We start from the raw sequence: 15,483 nt of genomic DNA, 5'->3' as shown, positions 1-15,483 counted from the left end.
ATTTCACTGCCTTTTTGGATTTATACCAATAGTAGATGATGATTGTAATCTTTGATACTTTTTTTCGTTTCAAATATGTTCACCCGTGTTTTCGTTGTCCCCCGATAAGCCAAATGCCTCCTAGAACGAGTAAAATTGCGATGATTGGCTGGATAATGACTAGGTAGCTCAGAACAGGTGCGATTGAAAAAGCGATGAAAAACAGCAACGACAGGACTGTTAAAATATTGATCGGTATGAGCAGCCACTTGTTGCGGGAGCCAAACCAGTAAAATTCGAACAAGCCTGCAGCAACGGCCAGAATGAATCCCGGCCACATGACTTCCCAACTATCAAACAAGGAAGCGATCTGGCTAACAATACCTGCCGTGAGCAAAATCCCTCCCGGAATAAGAAGTCCCACCCCTTTTCGCCCAACTAAAGAGAAATACATCCAATGGAAAAATAGCCCGAGCGGAATGACAAAGAGTGTAGGCCAAAATGTTGCAAAAATAGCTCCTGTACTTGCCGTACCTCCTATGTTCAAGAGCAGGTAAACACCAAGCAAGATCAGCAGTGGCGCAATAATGGTCCTTTTCATCATGGTAACGTTCTCCTTTTTATATACTCGATAATAGGAGCATATCATGGATCGAAATACGTGTCCTCCGTCTCCGGGTAAACCGATGCCCTGGACTTTAGTCCAGTTTAAAAGCAGGTATATAGGGCAAAACATCAGGTCATATGAAAAATTTTCAAATTTTATGTTTAGTAAGCGTTTACGGAGCTGTTTTGGTACTCCCTTCCATTTTCAGATTTATAAATCATTGTTTATATTATAGGGTAGTACGTATTTTGCAGTTTAACTATTGAATCGGGGATAAGAAGGGGACAGCAGGATATGCAAGCAGCACTTATAGGAAGTTTTATATCGGCTATGGCAACGGTCTTAGGAGCCGTACCGTTATTGTTTGTAAAAACATTGTCAGAGAAATGGAAGGATATCCTTATTGCCTTTACGGCAGGCATTATGGTATCTACCTCCACGTTTGGTCTGATGCCTCAAGCCTTGGAGGAAGGCGGAATTATACCGCTGACGATCGGTTTACTGCTCGGTATTGTCGTTCTGGACCGGATCGAGAAAAACATTCCCCACATCGATGTGGAAAATGAGCCGCGCATACGTTCTTTTGATTCTTCATCACTTCTGGTCATTATCGCTCTGTTCATTCATAACATCCCGGAGGGGCTGAGCACAGGCTTCAGTTATGCCAGTCAGAATGCAGGGCTGGGGCCGATGGTCGCGATATCCATTGGTGCGCAAAATATGCCTGAGGGACTTATTCTGGCTGTGTTTTTAATAAGCACACGTGTTAGCAAATTTAAAGCGTTTATGATTGTGCTTCTTACCGGATTGATGGAGCTTGTGTCCGCTGTTGTCGGCTTTTTTGCGGCGAATTATATTCAATTTCTGATTGGTTACGGATTGGCATTTGCCGCGGGAGCAATGATGTTTATCGTGTATAAGGAACTGATTCCAGAGAGTCACGGCCATGGGTATGAACGTCCTTCAACCTACTCTTTTATAGCAGGTTTGCTTATCATGGTATATATTAGCTATGCTTTTGCCTGATTTATACGAGGATGCTGTAACAGGCCGAAGCTGTTATAATGTTGTGGAACAGAGGTGATGCGCGTATGGCGAAGAAAAAGGGAAGAAATATGATGCCAGGAACGGGTTCTACGGATAAACCGGCTACTCTCAAAGACAGGTTGGACCCTCAAGTGCTTGAACGATTGAAAGCTCAAGCGAATTCGCTAAAAGCTGATGAGGCCAAAAGAGCGAAAGAAGAGCGTCTTCAACGGGAAGCGGCACGTAAGGAAGAACAAAAGCGGCTAGAACAGGATTTTGAGTATTTGCTGAACAATAGCGAGATGGATTGGCAGAAGTATAAATAATAGGGCGTTTTTGCGGGATGACCGTTAGATCCAAAGAAAAGGTCGAGTTTTAGGGGTGTACTGCATCCCAATAGTTAGACACAACTAACTATTGATTGGTGCAGTTCAGGTTGTATATGCTCCTGTACTCGGCCTTTTTATTACTTGCTCGTCTTAATTACATTTGACGGATATTCTAAAGAAGTGATCGTTAGGGTTGCAATGATTGAAACAAATCAACGTTAAATGAAGGGAAGGGAAAATGAATGAGCGATGATTTATTAGATCCTTATTTTGAACCATATGTCGATGATGAAGGGTTGTTTTCTTATTTGCACCGGTTTTTTAGTCGCCACAATAGCCTGAATACTTGGGAACATTGTCAGAAGGTAGCACAGGAAGCAAAGCGGCTTGCTAATGTTTATCACGCAGACCCGGTCATTGCCGAACAAGCGGGATGGCTGCATGATATCGGAACGATTGTTCCAAATGAGGAGAAGATACATATTTGTGATCAGATGAACATTAATATTTTGGAGGAAGAGCGGGAATTTCCTTATATTTTGCATCAGAAATTGTCCAGGGATATGACAACGAAGGTGTTTGGTCTGACTGAGCCGCTTCTGCTAAACGCAATAGAATGCCATACCACGTTAAGGGCCGATATCGGCCTGATGGATAAAGTGCTTTTTGTGGCGGATAAGCTGAGCTGGGATAATGCTGACGCTGCTCCATATATAAAGGAAATGCGAAGCAAGGCGGTGGATTCTTTAGAAGATGCGATAATGGTGTACATGGATCACGTCTGGAGAAACCGTGAGCATATGAAGGTTGTTCATCCCTGGTTAATTGAGGCTCGAGAAGTGTTGATACAGAGGAAGGGATAAAGGGTTGGTTTAAGCTTCCCCTGGTTCATGTTGCCAAAAACTTGGCAGCGGGTTACAATAGGAAACAACGACAATAATACCATAGGGGGTTCGTGTATAATGAAAGTTGAAATTTGGTCCGATTTTATGTGTCCGTTTTGTTATATTGGAAAACGCCGCTTCGAGTCCGCTCTTAATCGTTTTCCACATAAAGATGAAGTCGAGGTTGTTTATCGCAGCTTTGAACTTGATCCGAATGCTTCCTATAAGCCGGGCGTGTCCATGACGGAATTGCTCGCAGCTAAATATGGCATGAGTATTGAACAGGCGCAGGCTTCTAACGATAATATTACCAAGCAGGCAGCGCAGGAAGGGCTTACCTATCATCTGGACAAGATCGCTCCATCCAATTCCTTTGACGCACATCGACTCGTTCACTTTGCGTCACAGCATGGGAAAATGAAAGAGATGGCCGAGCGTCTTTTCCACGCTTACTTTACGGAAACACGAAATCTGGAAGATAAAGAACTACTGGCTGATTTAGCAGCGGAGATCGGTTTGTCACGTGAGGAAGCGGTAGCTGCGCTTGCAGGGGATCAGTTTTCCTCCGAGGTTCGAGCTGATGAAGAAGCAGCGAAACGAATCGGGGTTCAAGGCGTTCCGTTCTTTGTGCTCGGCGGGAAATATGCTGTATCAGGGGCCCAGCCGATTGATGTATTTATCGATGCCTTAGAAAAAGCGTATGGAGAAGAAAAACCATTAATACTTGTGAATGACGATGAAAATGCTGCGGGTGCTTGCACAGATGGTTCATGCGATATTCCAGCAGATAAAAAATAAGAGTTTTTTCGGACGGGGTCGTCTCAGAAAGTAGATTTTCTACTGTGAGACGGCCTTTTATTTTTTGTGTTTATATGGAACGTTTGAACCTGCATGAAGCAGCGAAATAAATAAAAATAACTATTGAACAACGGGAACTTATGTTCTATTATAAAAATATTAGATTCATTTAACATGGGGAATGCGCATGGGGTTGGCCGATAAATGAAAGGTGTGGATACCATTAACGATTTTAAGGATATATCCTATTTAAAACAAGGGAATTCCCGGCAGCAGACTGTGTATGCTGTGTTGACCGAGATGAGCATCATGGATAAGCTTCGTGAATTTGATCCGATTTTGGTGGGGACGATTCCGATCGGCATTGATTTGCCCGATAGCGATCTGGACATTATATGCTGTGTTTCAGACTTCAAAGTTTTCCGAGAAGTGATAACGGAACGTTTGGGAGATATACATATTTTTCATTTTTCATATTCATCTGGACGAGAGAAGACTGCGGACTATCTTGCTGTACAGTTTACATATAAAGATTGGTTGTTTGAGTTGTTTGCCCAGCCGATTCCGACAGTTATGCAAAACGGCTACAGACATATGGTGGTGGAACATCGAATACTGAACATTCTCGGTGGAGAAGCTCGACAATACATTATTGATCTTAAGCAGTCGGGTATGAAAACAGAACCTGCATTTGCAAAGCTGTTGGGGATGGGTGGAGATCCCTTTCAGCAATTACTGTCGATAGCTGAGTGGAGTGATGACAGGTTGAGAACATTTTTAGCAGATATTAAATTTTTAGGAGGTTCATAAGATATGGCCGAGAAAGAGCAGCTCATTGAACAGTATTCGGGATGGATTCGCTTTGTTAAGCATCACATTCATCAACTTGAGCCATTGCTGAATATCCGATGATGTTTAAGACTACAAAGAATCAATAGTGAAAGATCACCTCTAATCCGTTACACTATGTATAACGAAATGATAAAGTAGGTGAGAATGGATTGGTTGATGTGACGGATATCATGTCACTTTTTACAGAAGAAAATCTGGAATGGTTTTTGGAAACATTCAGATCATTTGGCCCTTTGCCCGGAATTCTTCTTACCTTTCTAAAGTCGTTTATACCACCGCTTCCAACAGCTGTTATTGTTGGAGTTAACGCTGCTGTATACGGCTTCTGGCCCGGCTTTCTATATTCTTGGTTCGGTCTGGTAAGCGGATGCCTGGTTACGTTTCTAATCGTGCGCAGAATATCCAACACCCGGTATTTGGATAAATGGGCGTCAAAGCCTAAAGTTCAAAAAGGGATGAGATGGATTCAGCGCAATGGATTCAGTTATGTCTTTATCCTTGGAATTCTTCCGGTAGGTCCGTTTGTTGCGGTCAATATGGCCGCAGGTATAGCAAGAATGCATATTCAATCTTACTTGTTGGCTGTTACTTTAGGTAAGGCGATAATGGTATTCAGTGTGTCTTTTGTAGGAGCTAACTTTGCAGATTTTCTGGAACAGCCGATATTGTTACTTGGTGTCGTAGCTGTCGTGTTTGTTCTTTTGTGGCTTAGCAAGAAAGTGGAAGCCTATATACTTGGAGGCAGTGATGAAATACAGAAATCTGCAGAGATCCCAAGTGACTAGTGTAATGAAGTAAGCGGAATGATTCAGTTCATTCCGCTTATTTTTTTATGATTAAAGAATAGACAGAAGTATTGAAAGTTTCTATTTATTCGTTCTCGGTCTGAAGACAAGGATTCATTATCATGATGATTTTTGAATCGTGTTTATTATAAAACTAGACAAATTATTAATTTGTCTATATAATTAATGATCAAGAAGGGAGTGCGTCTAATGGAGCTTCAAGAACGTTTTTGGGATGCTACGATAGAAGAATTAAAACAAGGTTTTTTTGAAGAGGATCATCGATTAGTCTGTCTATTATGTGGCCGGGAGATCGAAAAGGGAGTTATTTACCCTGATGATGGTCTCCTTTATGAGCCGAAGCGATATATATCTTTGCATGTAGAACGCGAACATGGTTCCGTTTTTGCATATTTGACTGGTCTTGACAAGAAACTAACTGGACTCACAGATCATCAGAGTCGTTTGCTTCGACTATTTTATCAAGGGAAGAGCGATGCAGAGGTACAGGAGGAAACAGGAATCAAGAGCGCTTCTACGATTCGGAATCATCGGTTTGCACTGAAGGAGAAGGAGCGTCAAGCTAAAGTTTTTCTCACGATCATGGAGCTTTTGAAAGAAAGAGATGCTCACGCGCCTGCATTTGTTCCGTTGCATAAAAGTGCCAGAATGGTGGATGACCGATATAATGTGACCGAAGAAGAGCGGGAGACGATCTTGAGCAAACTGTTTCCGGCAGGAACGGATGGAAAGTTGTTAACGTTTAAATTGAAGGAAAAACAACGATACGTTGTATTGCGTGAAATAGCAACCCGGTTTGAACCAGGGATCACCTATACGGAGTCGGAGGTTAATGAAATTTTAAAAGGAGCATATGACGATTATGTTACGTTACGGCGTTTCTTGATCGAATACGGATTTTTAGATCGTGAACCGGATGGCAGCAAGTATTGGCTTGTATCATAATTGTTGAAGATCGGGAGGAATTCAAGTCATGAATCGAAGAAAAGAATTACAGCAAATGTATAAGGAAATCAAGATAGAACCAGGTGTTTATGCGATCAGGAATGTCAAGAACGGAAAGACGCTAGTAGTCGGCACACCGAATTTGAAGACAATGAACGGTAAACGTTTTGAACTTCAAATGGGTACAAGCTACAACAAAACAATGCAGCAAGAGTGGAACGACTATGGTGAAGATGCTTTTGAATTTGAAATTCTTGAGGTGATTAAACCAAGTGAAGATCCGTTCTATAATTTGAAGGATGCAGTGAACGAAAGGGAAGAGCATTGGATAATGAAATTGCAGTCCTATGGTGAGCACGGGTATAATTCGATTAAGCGAGGATAAAGCTTATATAAATGGAGCAGTTTCGAACTTATTAAAGTTCTTGAAACAGCTTCATTTTTTATATAATTCAATCGTTTTCAAGGGTTGGATAATTACTTCCATTTGCATGGGGGGCTAAGATTGATATATTATTTTTATTAACAATATAAAACGCTTGCCATAGCAAATGAAAGTGAGACGTGATCATAAGATGAGATCTATCGCATGGGTTACTGACAGCACCAGTACCATAGACTCGGACTTTGCCAAAGAAAATCATGTATATATCGTACCCTTGCGCCTTATTCTAGGACAAGAGACATATAAAGAGAATATAGATATATCGGCAGAAGATTTCTATGAGAAGATGCGCCAGGAATCGAAAGTCAGTAGCTCACAGCCACCGATTGGTGAATTTATCGAGCTTTATGAGTTTTTAAAACAAAATTATGATGATGTTATTGCCATACATTGTTCTTCGGAGTTAAGTGGTACTTTAAATACGTCCATGCAGGCAGCAGAAATCGCTGAAGTTCCTGCAGTAGGGATCGATTCCAGATTCGGCGCATACCCATTGCGTGAAATGGTGAAAGAGGGCATAAACTGGTACAAACTCGGTCACTCGATTTATGAGATCAAGGAAAAGATTGAGAACATGGTGCAAAATACGTCATTCTATCTTGTTCCGGCAAGCTTACAGCGTCTGCACAGCAGCGGACGAGTGTCAGGAACTCAACTGATTTTGAGTAATCTTCTTCGTATTCATTTATTGCTTCGTTTTGAGGAAGGTAAAGTGGTAGTCGAAGAGAAAATCCGGACGTTTAAAAAGGCTAGACAGAAAATGATAGAAAGTCTTAAAAATGATATTCAGAAAATTAAAAAGGTATGTATTATGCATGCGAACAATGAGGAAGAAGCCAAGGAAATTGAAAAAGAATTGAGCGGCTTACATCCGTCCCTTAAAACAGAGGTTATGACGTTTATTCCCGTTGTGGGTGTCCATACAGGTGAAGGTACTATTGCTATGTCTTGGATTAAAAACCAGCCTTCATATTCATAACGAACGTTTAAGCAAACAGCCTGAAATTAGTCTCAGGCTGTTTTTCGAATTCAATATTTTCGAAAGGGAATTTTTATAAAGGGTAAATAACTGGAATGAGAATTATGTTTCTTGTCGTATAATAACGGTTGTATAAGTATTAGGAGGCGATGGGAATGGCAACAATAAAGATTGGTTGTATTCATCCGCAGAGGTTTCGTGTATGAAGATCATTATTAGTCAATCTGAGGCGATGAAGAAGAAGGTATGGGATGATATTATAGTTATGTTTGGTCTGGAAGAGGAAGATGAAGCTTGGGATAATGAACAATTTATATTGACGAAAAGAGCAGGCAAGAGAGCTCGGGCTGATCAAATAGAAATTGCTGCCGCACGCGATTGCGGTTTTTTTCTTCTTTTCAATAAATTCAAAAAGGAAGGTGCATGATGAAGCGTTATATATTTGTCAGTGTTTTATGCTGCCTGTTAATAGTAGGGATGATCGGATGTAGTGCTAGCTCGAAGACAGGTCAGGGTGAAGCACAGAAGCCGCCGGCAACAGAAAAGAGCGACCATTCGAATAGATCAAGTGGGGAGACAGAGGGAAAGCCGCAGGGCAATGAATCGGAACAAAATAAGCCAAGTGATCCAGCACTCGCGAAATTGGACAAGCTCAGCCTGGAAGAAAAGGTAGGACAGCTGGTTATTGTCGGCATGGAAGGCACAACGATAGACAACGCCACTTCCAAGATGCTGGATACATATCATGTGGGTGGATTTGTTTTTTTTAAGGACAATATGGAAAGTGTAGATCAGTCGGTACAGCTCTTTAACAGTTTGAAGAAGGCGAACCAGGACAATCCGATTCCGCTGTGGATGAGTATTGATGAAGAAGGAGGAAGGGTTACCCGTTTGCCTGAAGCGTTTGTCAAACTGCCTTCCAGTGGTCAAGTTGGCAAGAGCAATGATTCTGGGTTAGCTCAGGAGTTCGGCAGTCAAATCGGACAACGGGCAGCTGGTTTCGGTTTAAACATGGTCTATTCACCTGTCCTTGATGTGAACAGCAACCCGGACAACCCAGTGATCGGAGACCGTTCCTTTGGCAGCAGTGCTGACCAGGTAAGTAAACTGGGGATTGCTGCGATGAAAGGAATTCAGGAAACGGGGGTCGTTCCGGTGGTAAAACATTTTCCCGGCCATGGTGATACATCTGTTGATTCCCACTTCGGACTGCCTGTAGTGAATCACAGCATGGAGCGTTTGAATGAAGTGGAATTGGCTCCGTTTAAGAAAGCGATTGATGAAGGTACTGACGTTGTGATGGTGTCCCATCTGTTAATGTCCAAGATCGATCCCGATACCCCGGCTTCGTATTCCAAGCCTGTTATAACGGGTTTGCTTCGAGAACAGCTTGGATTTGAGAGGGTTGTCATAACAGATGATATGACGATGGGAGCTGTAGAAACTGGTCAAATCGGAATCGGAGAGGCCGCTGTCCGTTCGGTATTGGCAGGCACGAATATTGTTCTTGTGGGCCATGATTATGAACGTGAGGAAGAGGTCATTCAGTCATTAATTCAGGCTGTAAAAAGCAAGCGAATATCGGAAGAGGTATTGAATGAACGGGTACTGCCTATTCTTCGCTTAAAGGAGAAGTATAATATTACTGATCAGCCGGTAACCGGGCCTGATGTGGAGAAGCTCAATGATGAAGCCAAGCAGTTGATTGGGCAGATCTCATGATTTATGAGTATAATAGATGAAAATCCAAAAAAAAGGAACGGAGGTCACTAATGCACGGTGATTGTAACCATTACAAGATCTATGAGCATTTATTTGAACAAGTTCCCATTGGCATGGCTATCATTTCTTGTGATGGGACTTGGTTGAAGGTTAATCCGTCCTTAAGTCGATTACTAGGATATTCAGAATCGGAATTGAAAGAACTTTCTTTTGATCATATATTGCATCCGCAAGATATTGCTCTTATGAAGAGCATAGCTCAATTTATAAATTATAGTGGTGACAATGAAGCCGTTGAACTACGATTCATTAGAAAAGACGGTACGGTTCTTTATACTTCAAATCATGTTTCATTGGTCCGCGATCAGTCGGGGCAACCTCTTTATAACGTTTGCTATGTCGTCGATGTTATGGACAAAAGAAATGATCAGCAGAAGATTCTGAATAGCGAAGGGTTGTATAAACTGATCTCAGATCATGTTTTGAATAAAATCGAACGTATTGCGGCCATTGGCAGCTGGGAATGGGATATTCGGAATAAGAGAATTACGTTGTCAGAGCAAGTTTATCGCATTTGTAAGCTGGAAAAGGATAGTCTAAATCTGTCGGCATTTCATATTTTAGATTTTGTCGGGGAAAGTGATCGCCTGGATTTTAAAAAATCGCTTCGTCAAGCATTGAAAGGAAAATCTCTTAATTATGAATACCGGCTTGTTCATGAAGATGGAACGGTGCAATATTTGCAGATTAGAGGTATCACTTCATACGATGGCCGTAAACCGATAAAAATAACCGGAACAATTCAGGATATTACCGAAAGAGTAGAGATGGAGCATAAGTTACAAGAGACAATTGAACGTTATACCTCGCTCAAAAAATATAATCATGATGCTGTTATTTCACTTGATCTGAACGGAAACATTATTCACGGGAATATGATGGCTGAGAAACTTACAGGCTATAGCATTCAGGAGATGGCCGGGATGAGTCTGACCCGGTTTGTAAATGTCGTTAACCTCGGTAAGATATTGAAAGATTCTATAAATGATGCCTCGATTGATCATCGTATTGACTGTTTTAAACATCGGGATGGTCATTTGATTGAAGTATTAACTACCATTGCACCAATCATCATTAATCAAAAGAACGTAGGGTTTTATGTAATCGTTAAGGATATTACAGAACAGAAGAAGCTGTTAATTGCCAAAGAAGCTGCGGAAAGCACGAATCGTGCTAAGAGTGCCTTTCTTGCGATGATGAGTCATGAGATCAGAACGCCGATGAACGGGGTTATAGGGATGACTGATCTTCTAATGGAATCTACTAGACTGGACGAGGAACAGAAGGAGTATGTTCGTATTATTCGAAAGAGTGGAGAATCACTGCTGAACATAATAAATGATATTTTGGATTTTTCAAAAATCGAATCAGGCAAGACGACGATGGTTTATGAGCCGTTTCGTTTGCGGGATGTAATCTCGGAAACGATTGATTTGTTTACTCTGCAGGTAAACGAAAAAAAATTGGATATTGTATGTACAGTCGCGCCCGACGTTCCACATGTATTGATCGGGGATGCTGAGCGGCTCAAGCAGGTATTGATTAATCTGATCGGCAATGCATTGAAGTTTACGTTTGAAGGTGGGGTGAACGTAAATATACAGTTCATCGAATCGATCGAACCTTGTGTGAAGCTGGAGTTTACAGTTCAGGATACGGGGATCGGAATTCCGGAGGATCAAGCTCACTATTTATTTCAGCCATTCTATCAATTGGATCACTTTATGACCCGAAAGCATGAGGGAACTGGACTTGGACTAGCTATCAGCCAGAAGCTGGTAGAGATGATGAATGGACGTATCTGGTTGGAGCCAAGCGCAGCACCTGGTGCAACGTTTAAGTTTACTGCTTTATTTGAGCGCGGGGAGACGGAGTTATTAGAGGAGAATGAAGTTGAATATAACAATTATCCATCTTTAACCGACAATAGAAATCTCCACATTTTGGTCGCCGAAGATAATGAAACGAATCAGCTCGTTATTAAAAAAATGCTGGAGAAACAGGGACATGATGTTGATATTGCGTTTAACGGAAGAGAAGTGCTGCAAAAAGCACAGCTTGAACATTATGATATGATCTTCATGGATATTCAAATGCCAGAAATGAATGGAATAGAAGCAGCCAGAGTGATTAAAGAAACATTTCACCCTGGTCAAACCCCTGTTATTGTTGCTGTCACAGCTAATGCGCTTAAGGGAGATCGGGAAAATTGTTTAGCTGCAGGAATGGATGATTATATCAGTAAGCCGATTAAAAGTACGATGATTTCAGAAATTATTGACCGTTTTTTCGGAAAACGTTATACTCTTTCATAGATTCGAAGAACCTGAAAGATGGTTAAGGATGATATGGAAACAACAAAAAACCGATCTCCTTGGAGATCGGTTGTGTCTAAAATATAGAGTAGAGCCATTTTTTGTTATGAGAATGAAAGGTTGAAAAAATAGTAGTAATATGATAGAATAAGGGATAAACATTTATTGTCTTCTAGTCACAATAATCTATCATAAGATTAGCACAAAATATCAGAACTGTCAACAGGGGGGCATAGAATGGAAAACCGTCACGGTACGGAATTCGCAATGGAACGTGAGGCTGTCGAACCGGAAAAAACAGCAAGCTCTCCAACCGAGGATTTTTCGGTACATGATGACCTTACACTTCCTCCAGGCATAAAGATCAGCGATCCAGTACGGATGTACTTGAAAGAGATTGGGCGTGTTCCGCTTCTTACTGCCGATGAGGAAGTGGAATTGGCCAAGAGAATCAATAATGGGGATGAAGAAGCTAAACGCCGGTTGGCTGAAGCGAATCTTCGTCTGGTTGTCAGTATCGCAAGACGATATGCGGGACGCGGGATGCAGTTCCTTGATCTTATCCAAGAAGGCAATATGGGATTGATCAAAGCTGTTGAGAAGTTTGATTATTCCAAAGGTTTTAAATTCAGCACCTATGCCACTTGGTGGATTCGTCAAGCCATTACTCGTTCGATAGCCGATCAGGCGAGAACGATTCGTATACCCGTTCATATGGTGGAGACCATTAATAAGCTTGTAAGAATTTCACGTCAGCTTCTTCAGGATCTGGGGCGTGAACCGACTCCGGAGGAAATCGCGAAAGAGATGGATATCACCCCGGAAAAAGTTCGTGAAATTCAAAAAGTGTCACAAGAACCGGTTTCTCTTGAAACTCCGGTAGGGGAAGAGAGCGATTCAAATCTGGGCGATTTTATAGAGGATCATGATGCCCTTGCTCCGGCAGATGCAGCTGCTTTCGAATTGTTAAAGGAACAGCTCGAAGAAGTGCTTGATACATTGACGGAACGGGAGGAGAATGTGCTCCGCCTTCGTTTTGGTCTTGAAGACGGCAGAACGCGAACGCTGGAGGAAGTAGGCCAGGTATTTGGAGTGACCCGTGAGCGGATTCGTCAGATTGAAGCCAAGGCACTTCGTAAATTAAGACATCCGAGCCGAAGCAAACGCCTCAAGGATTTTCTGGAATAGGTTTTGTTATTTGCTCAAGCACGATATCATTACAGTCCCTTGGGAGCAGTGTTTTACTGCTCATTACAAGGGACTGTTACTCTGTTAAAGGAATTCGTACCGAGAATGAATTGACATGGGTCAAGGGATTCCATCATAATTATGAACGTATACAGTATATCGTGAATACCCCTGTTATATAATGACGATTATTTCTAGAGGAGTGACATGACATCGATGAATTTACATACATCCGCTGTTGATCGGCTATGCTTGAGAAATATACCGCTGTCGAGCTTCTCTACGTATAGTATTGGAGGAGCGGCTAATTATGTGGCGCTGCCAGAAACGGCAGAGGATCTGGTCGAGTTATATCAAGATTGCGAGAAGAAGGGATTAGCCTGGTATACCTTTGGCATGGGTTCGAATATTTTATTTCCCGATCAGCCGAACCCGGAAACCGTTTTTATTTCTCTTAAAAAATTTACCGAATTCAAAGTAAAAGGAGATCGGTGGTTTGTTTCTGCGGGAACGCCGATGTCCCTGCTTTCATTGTTGGGACTAAGCGGTAATACCGATATATTAGATTTTACATTTTTGCTGCCAGGCTGCCTTGGAGCAGGCATTTACATGAATGCAAAATATAATCAACGCGAAATTTGCGATATTATCGATACTGTTTATTATATTGATCTATCTTCCAAGACGAAATCGGTTCAATCTATTCCTTCCGCAGAATGTAAATTTGCATACAAGCAGTCCATATTTCAACATCATCCATGGCTGATTGTCGGTGCTGATCTGAACATTCCAATTCACTCCGAGGAGCAGATTGAATATGTTTCAAGTTTAGTGACCGCTTGGAAAGAACGTGGAAACCATCCGTCATCGCTTCCTCACTTCTTCTCTTTTTTCCTTGGAGAAGCTCATGCACTTGCCGGTAAAGGGATTCCAACTCCGCAATCCATGCTTGATATCATTAAATATCGGACTAGTAAACGTCATTTTGACTATCCTTCATGCGGTTCTGTGTTTAAAAATAATTATGATTATGGCGTAGCCACCGGTTCGCTGGTCGATCAGCTCAATTTGAAGGGGACCGAGTATGGCGGTGCCATCATATCACCACATCATGGGAATATGATATTGAACCAAAACCATGCTAAAGCATCTGATGTATTATATTTGATAGATATGATAACCGAGGCTATACACAAGCAATTTGGATTTGTACCCGAACCGGAAATCGTTCTTGTTTGAATGTAGTTGTGAAAATCGGTGAAAACAATTTGAAAATGAAGTAATAAGCGATATAATCAGATAGTAGTATGACATCAGAAAATTACTCTTGAATGATGATAACAATTAACGGAGGGCAATGATTATGGAGAATATTTTGATCTTTGGACACAAAAATCCGGATACGGATACCATTTGTTCGGCTATAGCATATGCCGAGCTGAAGAAAGAGCTCGGGGTCAAGGCAGAAGCTGTTCGCCTGGGGGATGTGAGCGGGGAAACTCAATACGCACTTGATTATTTCAAGGTAGAAGCTCCGCGTTTGGTTGAGACGGTCGCTGGCGAAGCAAAGGACGTTATTCTTGTTGATCATAATGAGCGTCAGCAAAGCGCAAACGACATCGATCAAGTACGTGTTATCGAAGTTATTGACCACCATCGTATTGCTAATTTTGAGACAAGCCATCCGTTATATTACCGCGCTGAGCCGGTTGGATGTACGGCAACGATCTTGAACAAGATATACAAAGAAAAAGGCGTATCTATCCGTAAAGAAATCGCTGGTCTTATGCTGTCCGCGATTATTTCCGACTCTTTGCTCTTTAAATCTCCTACTTGCACAGAAGAAGATGTGGCTGCAGCTCGTGAATTGGCTGAAATTGCAGGTGTTGATGCGAATGTGTACGGGTTGGAAATGCTGAAAGCTGGAGCAGATTTGAGCGATAAGAGTATAGAAGAGCTTATTTCCCTGGATGCCAAGGAATTCCAAATGGGTGATGCTAAAGTAGTAATCGCACAAGTTAATGCGGTTGATACAAATGATGTTCTTTCCCGTCAGTCAGAACTAGAGAATGCGATCTCTGCAGTCATTGCTGAGAAGAAACTGGATCTCTTTGTTTTCGTTGTTACAGACATTCTGAACAATGATTCCATTGCGCTTGCTCTAGGCGAGAAATCCGGTGCTGTAGAGAAGGGTTATCAAGTATCGCTGAACAACAACCAAGCTTTGTTGAAGGGTGTCGTATCCCGTAAATCCCAAATCGTTCCGGTTTTGACTGAAGCGTTCAGTAAATAAGGAAAAGTAACTTTATATGATTCGCTTTATATAACCCGGTTGCCTAATTGTTGCTTATGCATAAATGGCAGCCGGGTTATTGATGCGGGTGGCTAGAAGATTGAATTATTGTAAACATTTTAAAACGAATTGAAACCCTTTTTTCCTCATCTTTTCATATACTATCTATATACAATGCACTATGAATGATACCCGCCTAGCAATTGGTTTTAAGTTCCATTTTTATGGGTAATGATTGATATAGATGTCTGTTCT

The 15,483-nt window shown here is 41.7% G+C and carries 16 protein-coding genes; 15 read left to right on the top strand and 1 reads right to left on the bottom strand.

Annotation, left to right across the window (positions count from 1 at the left end):
• Positions 1-79: 79 nt before the first annotated feature.
• Positions 80-583 carry a hypothetical protein gene (locus tag C8268_RS00775; protein ID WP_106765907.1) on the bottom strand — a complete coding sequence of 168 codons (504 nt, stop codon included), beginning with the start codon at positions 581-583 and terminating at the stop codon, positions 80-82.
• Positions 584-880: 297 nt separating this feature from the next.
• On the opposite strand from C8268_RS00775, the gene C8268_RS00770 reads away from it, so the two are divergent.
• From C8268_RS00770 to C8268_RS00705, 15 genes are all read left to right on the top strand, one after another.
• A complete protein-coding gene (locus tag C8268_RS00770) occupies positions 881-1,612 on the top strand; it encodes a ZIP family metal transporter (RefSeq protein ID WP_106765906.1) in 732 nt (243 codons plus the stop codon).
• 65 nt (positions 1,613-1,677) lie between these two features.
• Positions 1,678-1,938: a YqkE family protein gene (locus C8268_RS00765; RefSeq protein ID WP_106765905.1), complete on the top strand. Its 261-nt coding sequence runs from the start codon at positions 1,678-1,680 to the stop codon at positions 1,936-1,938.
• 245 nt (positions 1,939-2,183) lie between these two features.
• A complete protein-coding gene (yqeK, locus tag C8268_RS00760; protein ID WP_106765904.1) occupies positions 2,184-2,804 on the top strand; it encodes a bis(5'-nucleosyl)-tetraphosphatase (symmetrical) YqeK in 621 nt (206 codons plus the stop codon).
• A 99-nt stretch (positions 2,805-2,903) separates the two neighbouring features.
• Entirely contained in the window at positions 2,904-3,623 is a 720-nt protein-coding gene (locus C8268_RS00755) for a DsbA family oxidoreductase (protein WP_106765903.1), read from the top strand.
• A gap of 204 nt (positions 3,624-3,827) precedes the next feature.
• Positions 3,828-4,433, top strand: coding sequence for a DUF4269 domain-containing protein (locus C8268_RS00750; RefSeq protein WP_106765902.1), 606 nt, complete (start codon positions 3,828-3,830; stop codon positions 4,431-4,433).
• A 212-nt stretch (positions 4,434-4,645) separates the two neighbouring features.
• Complete coding sequence (locus C8268_RS00745) at positions 4,646-5,260, top strand: TVP38/TMEM64 family protein (protein ID WP_106769784.1); 615 nt, start codon at positions 4,646-4,648, stop codon at positions 5,258-5,260.
• A gap of 210 nt (positions 5,261-5,470) precedes the next feature.
• Positions 5,471-6,226: a DUF2087 domain-containing protein gene (locus C8268_RS00740; RefSeq protein ID WP_106765901.1), complete on the top strand. Its 756-nt coding sequence runs from the start codon at positions 5,471-5,473 to the stop codon at positions 6,224-6,226.
• 28 nt (positions 6,227-6,254) lie between these two features.
• Positions 6,255-6,611, top strand: coding sequence for a GIY-YIG nuclease family protein (locus C8268_RS00735; RefSeq protein ID WP_106765900.1), 357 nt, complete (start codon positions 6,255-6,257; stop codon positions 6,609-6,611).
• Between the two features lie 190 nt (positions 6,612-6,801).
• Complete coding sequence (locus C8268_RS00730) at positions 6,802-7,650, top strand: DegV family protein (RefSeq protein WP_106765899.1); 849 nt, start codon at positions 6,802-6,804, stop codon at positions 7,648-7,650.
• 202 nt (positions 7,651-7,852) lie between these two features.
• A complete protein-coding gene (locus C8268_RS22840; protein WP_199795010.1) occupies positions 7,853-8,077 on the top strand; it encodes a hypothetical protein in 225 nt (74 codons plus the stop codon).
• A complete protein-coding gene (nagZ, locus tag C8268_RS00725) occupies positions 8,077-9,372 on the top strand; it encodes a beta-N-acetylhexosaminidase (protein WP_234032634.1) in 1,296 nt (431 codons plus the stop codon). Before C8268_RS22840 ends, nagZ begins: the two co-directional genes overlap by 1 nt.
• Positions 9,373-9,422: 50 nt before the next feature.
• Complete coding sequence (locus C8268_RS00720) at positions 9,423-11,747, top strand: PAS domain S-box protein (RefSeq protein ID WP_106765897.1); 2,325 nt, start codon at positions 9,423-9,425, stop codon at positions 11,745-11,747.
• Positions 11,748-11,984: 237 nt separating this feature from the next.
• Positions 11,985-12,935, top strand: coding sequence for an RNA polymerase sigma factor RpoD (gene rpoD / locus C8268_RS00715; RefSeq protein ID WP_106765896.1), 951 nt, complete (start codon positions 11,985-11,987; stop codon positions 12,933-12,935).
• Positions 12,936-13,151: 216 nt separating this feature from the next.
• Positions 13,152-14,174 (top strand): UDP-N-acetylmuramate dehydrogenase, encoded by a 1,023-nt coding sequence (locus tag C8268_RS00710; RefSeq protein WP_106765895.1) that lies wholly within the window; start codon positions 13,152-13,154, stop codon positions 14,172-14,174.
• A 124-nt stretch (positions 14,175-14,298) separates the two neighbouring features.
• Positions 14,299-15,228, top strand: coding sequence for a manganese-dependent inorganic pyrophosphatase (locus tag C8268_RS00705; RefSeq protein WP_106765894.1), 930 nt, complete (start codon positions 14,299-14,301; stop codon positions 15,226-15,228).
• The last annotated feature ends 255 nt before the right edge of the window (positions 15,229-15,483 follow it).

It is taken from the genome of Paenibacillus faecalis, from assembly GCF_900289175.1.
In the GTDB taxonomy this organism is placed as follows: domain Bacteria; phylum Bacillota; class Bacilli; order Paenibacillales; family Paenibacillaceae; genus Paenibacillus_AQ; species Paenibacillus_AQ faecalis.
The sequence above is the reverse complement of the archived record's forward strand: the minus strand, read 5'-3'. Positions and strand labels throughout refer to the sequence as shown.

Coding starts and splice junctions, on each gene's coding strand:
- C8268_RS00775 (WP_106765907.1), bottom strand. CDS start 583: ATGATGAAAAGGACCATTATTGCGCCACTGCTGATCTTGCTTGGTGTT.
- C8268_RS00770 (WP_106765906.1), top strand. CDS start 881: ATGCAAGCAGCACTTATAGGAAGTTTTATATCGGCTATGGCAACGGTC.
- C8268_RS00765 (WP_106765905.1), top strand. CDS start 1,678: ATGGCGAAGAAAAAGGGAAGAAATATGATGCCAGGAACGGGTTCTACG.
- yqeK (WP_106765904.1), top strand. CDS start 2,184: ATGAGCGATGATTTATTAGATCCTTATTTTGAACCATATGTCGATGAT.
- C8268_RS00755 (WP_106765903.1), top strand. CDS start 2,904: ATGAAAGTTGAAATTTGGTCCGATTTTATGTGTCCGTTTTGTTATATT.
- C8268_RS00750 (WP_106765902.1), top strand. CDS start 3,828: ATGAAAGGTGTGGATACCATTAACGATTTTAAGGATATATCCTATTTA.
- C8268_RS00745 (WP_106769784.1), top strand. CDS start 4,646: ATGTCACTTTTTACAGAAGAAAATCTGGAATGGTTTTTGGAAACATTC.
- C8268_RS00740 (WP_106765901.1), top strand. CDS start 5,471: ATGGAGCTTCAAGAACGTTTTTGGGATGCTACGATAGAAGAATTAAAA.
- C8268_RS00735 (WP_106765900.1), top strand. CDS start 6,255: ATGAATCGAAGAAAAGAATTACAGCAAATGTATAAGGAAATCAAGATA.
- C8268_RS00730 (WP_106765899.1), top strand. CDS start 6,802: ATGAGATCTATCGCATGGGTTACTGACAGCACCAGTACCATAGACTCG.
- C8268_RS22840 (WP_199795010.1), top strand. CDS start 7,853: ATGAAGATCATTATTAGTCAATCTGAGGCGATGAAGAAGAAGGTATGG.
- nagZ (WP_234032634.1), top strand. CDS start 8,077: ATGAAGCGTTATATATTTGTCAGTGTTTTATGCTGCCTGTTAATAGTA.
- C8268_RS00720 (WP_106765897.1), top strand. CDS start 9,423: ATGCACGGTGATTGTAACCATTACAAGATCTATGAGCATTTATTTGAA.
- rpoD (WP_106765896.1), top strand. CDS start 11,985: ATGGAAAACCGTCACGGTACGGAATTCGCAATGGAACGTGAGGCTGTC.
- C8268_RS00710 (WP_106765895.1), top strand. CDS start 13,152: ATGAATTTACATACATCCGCTGTTGATCGGCTATGCTTGAGAAATATA.
- C8268_RS00705 (WP_106765894.1), top strand. CDS start 14,299: ATGGAGAATATTTTGATCTTTGGACACAAAAATCCGGATACGGATACC.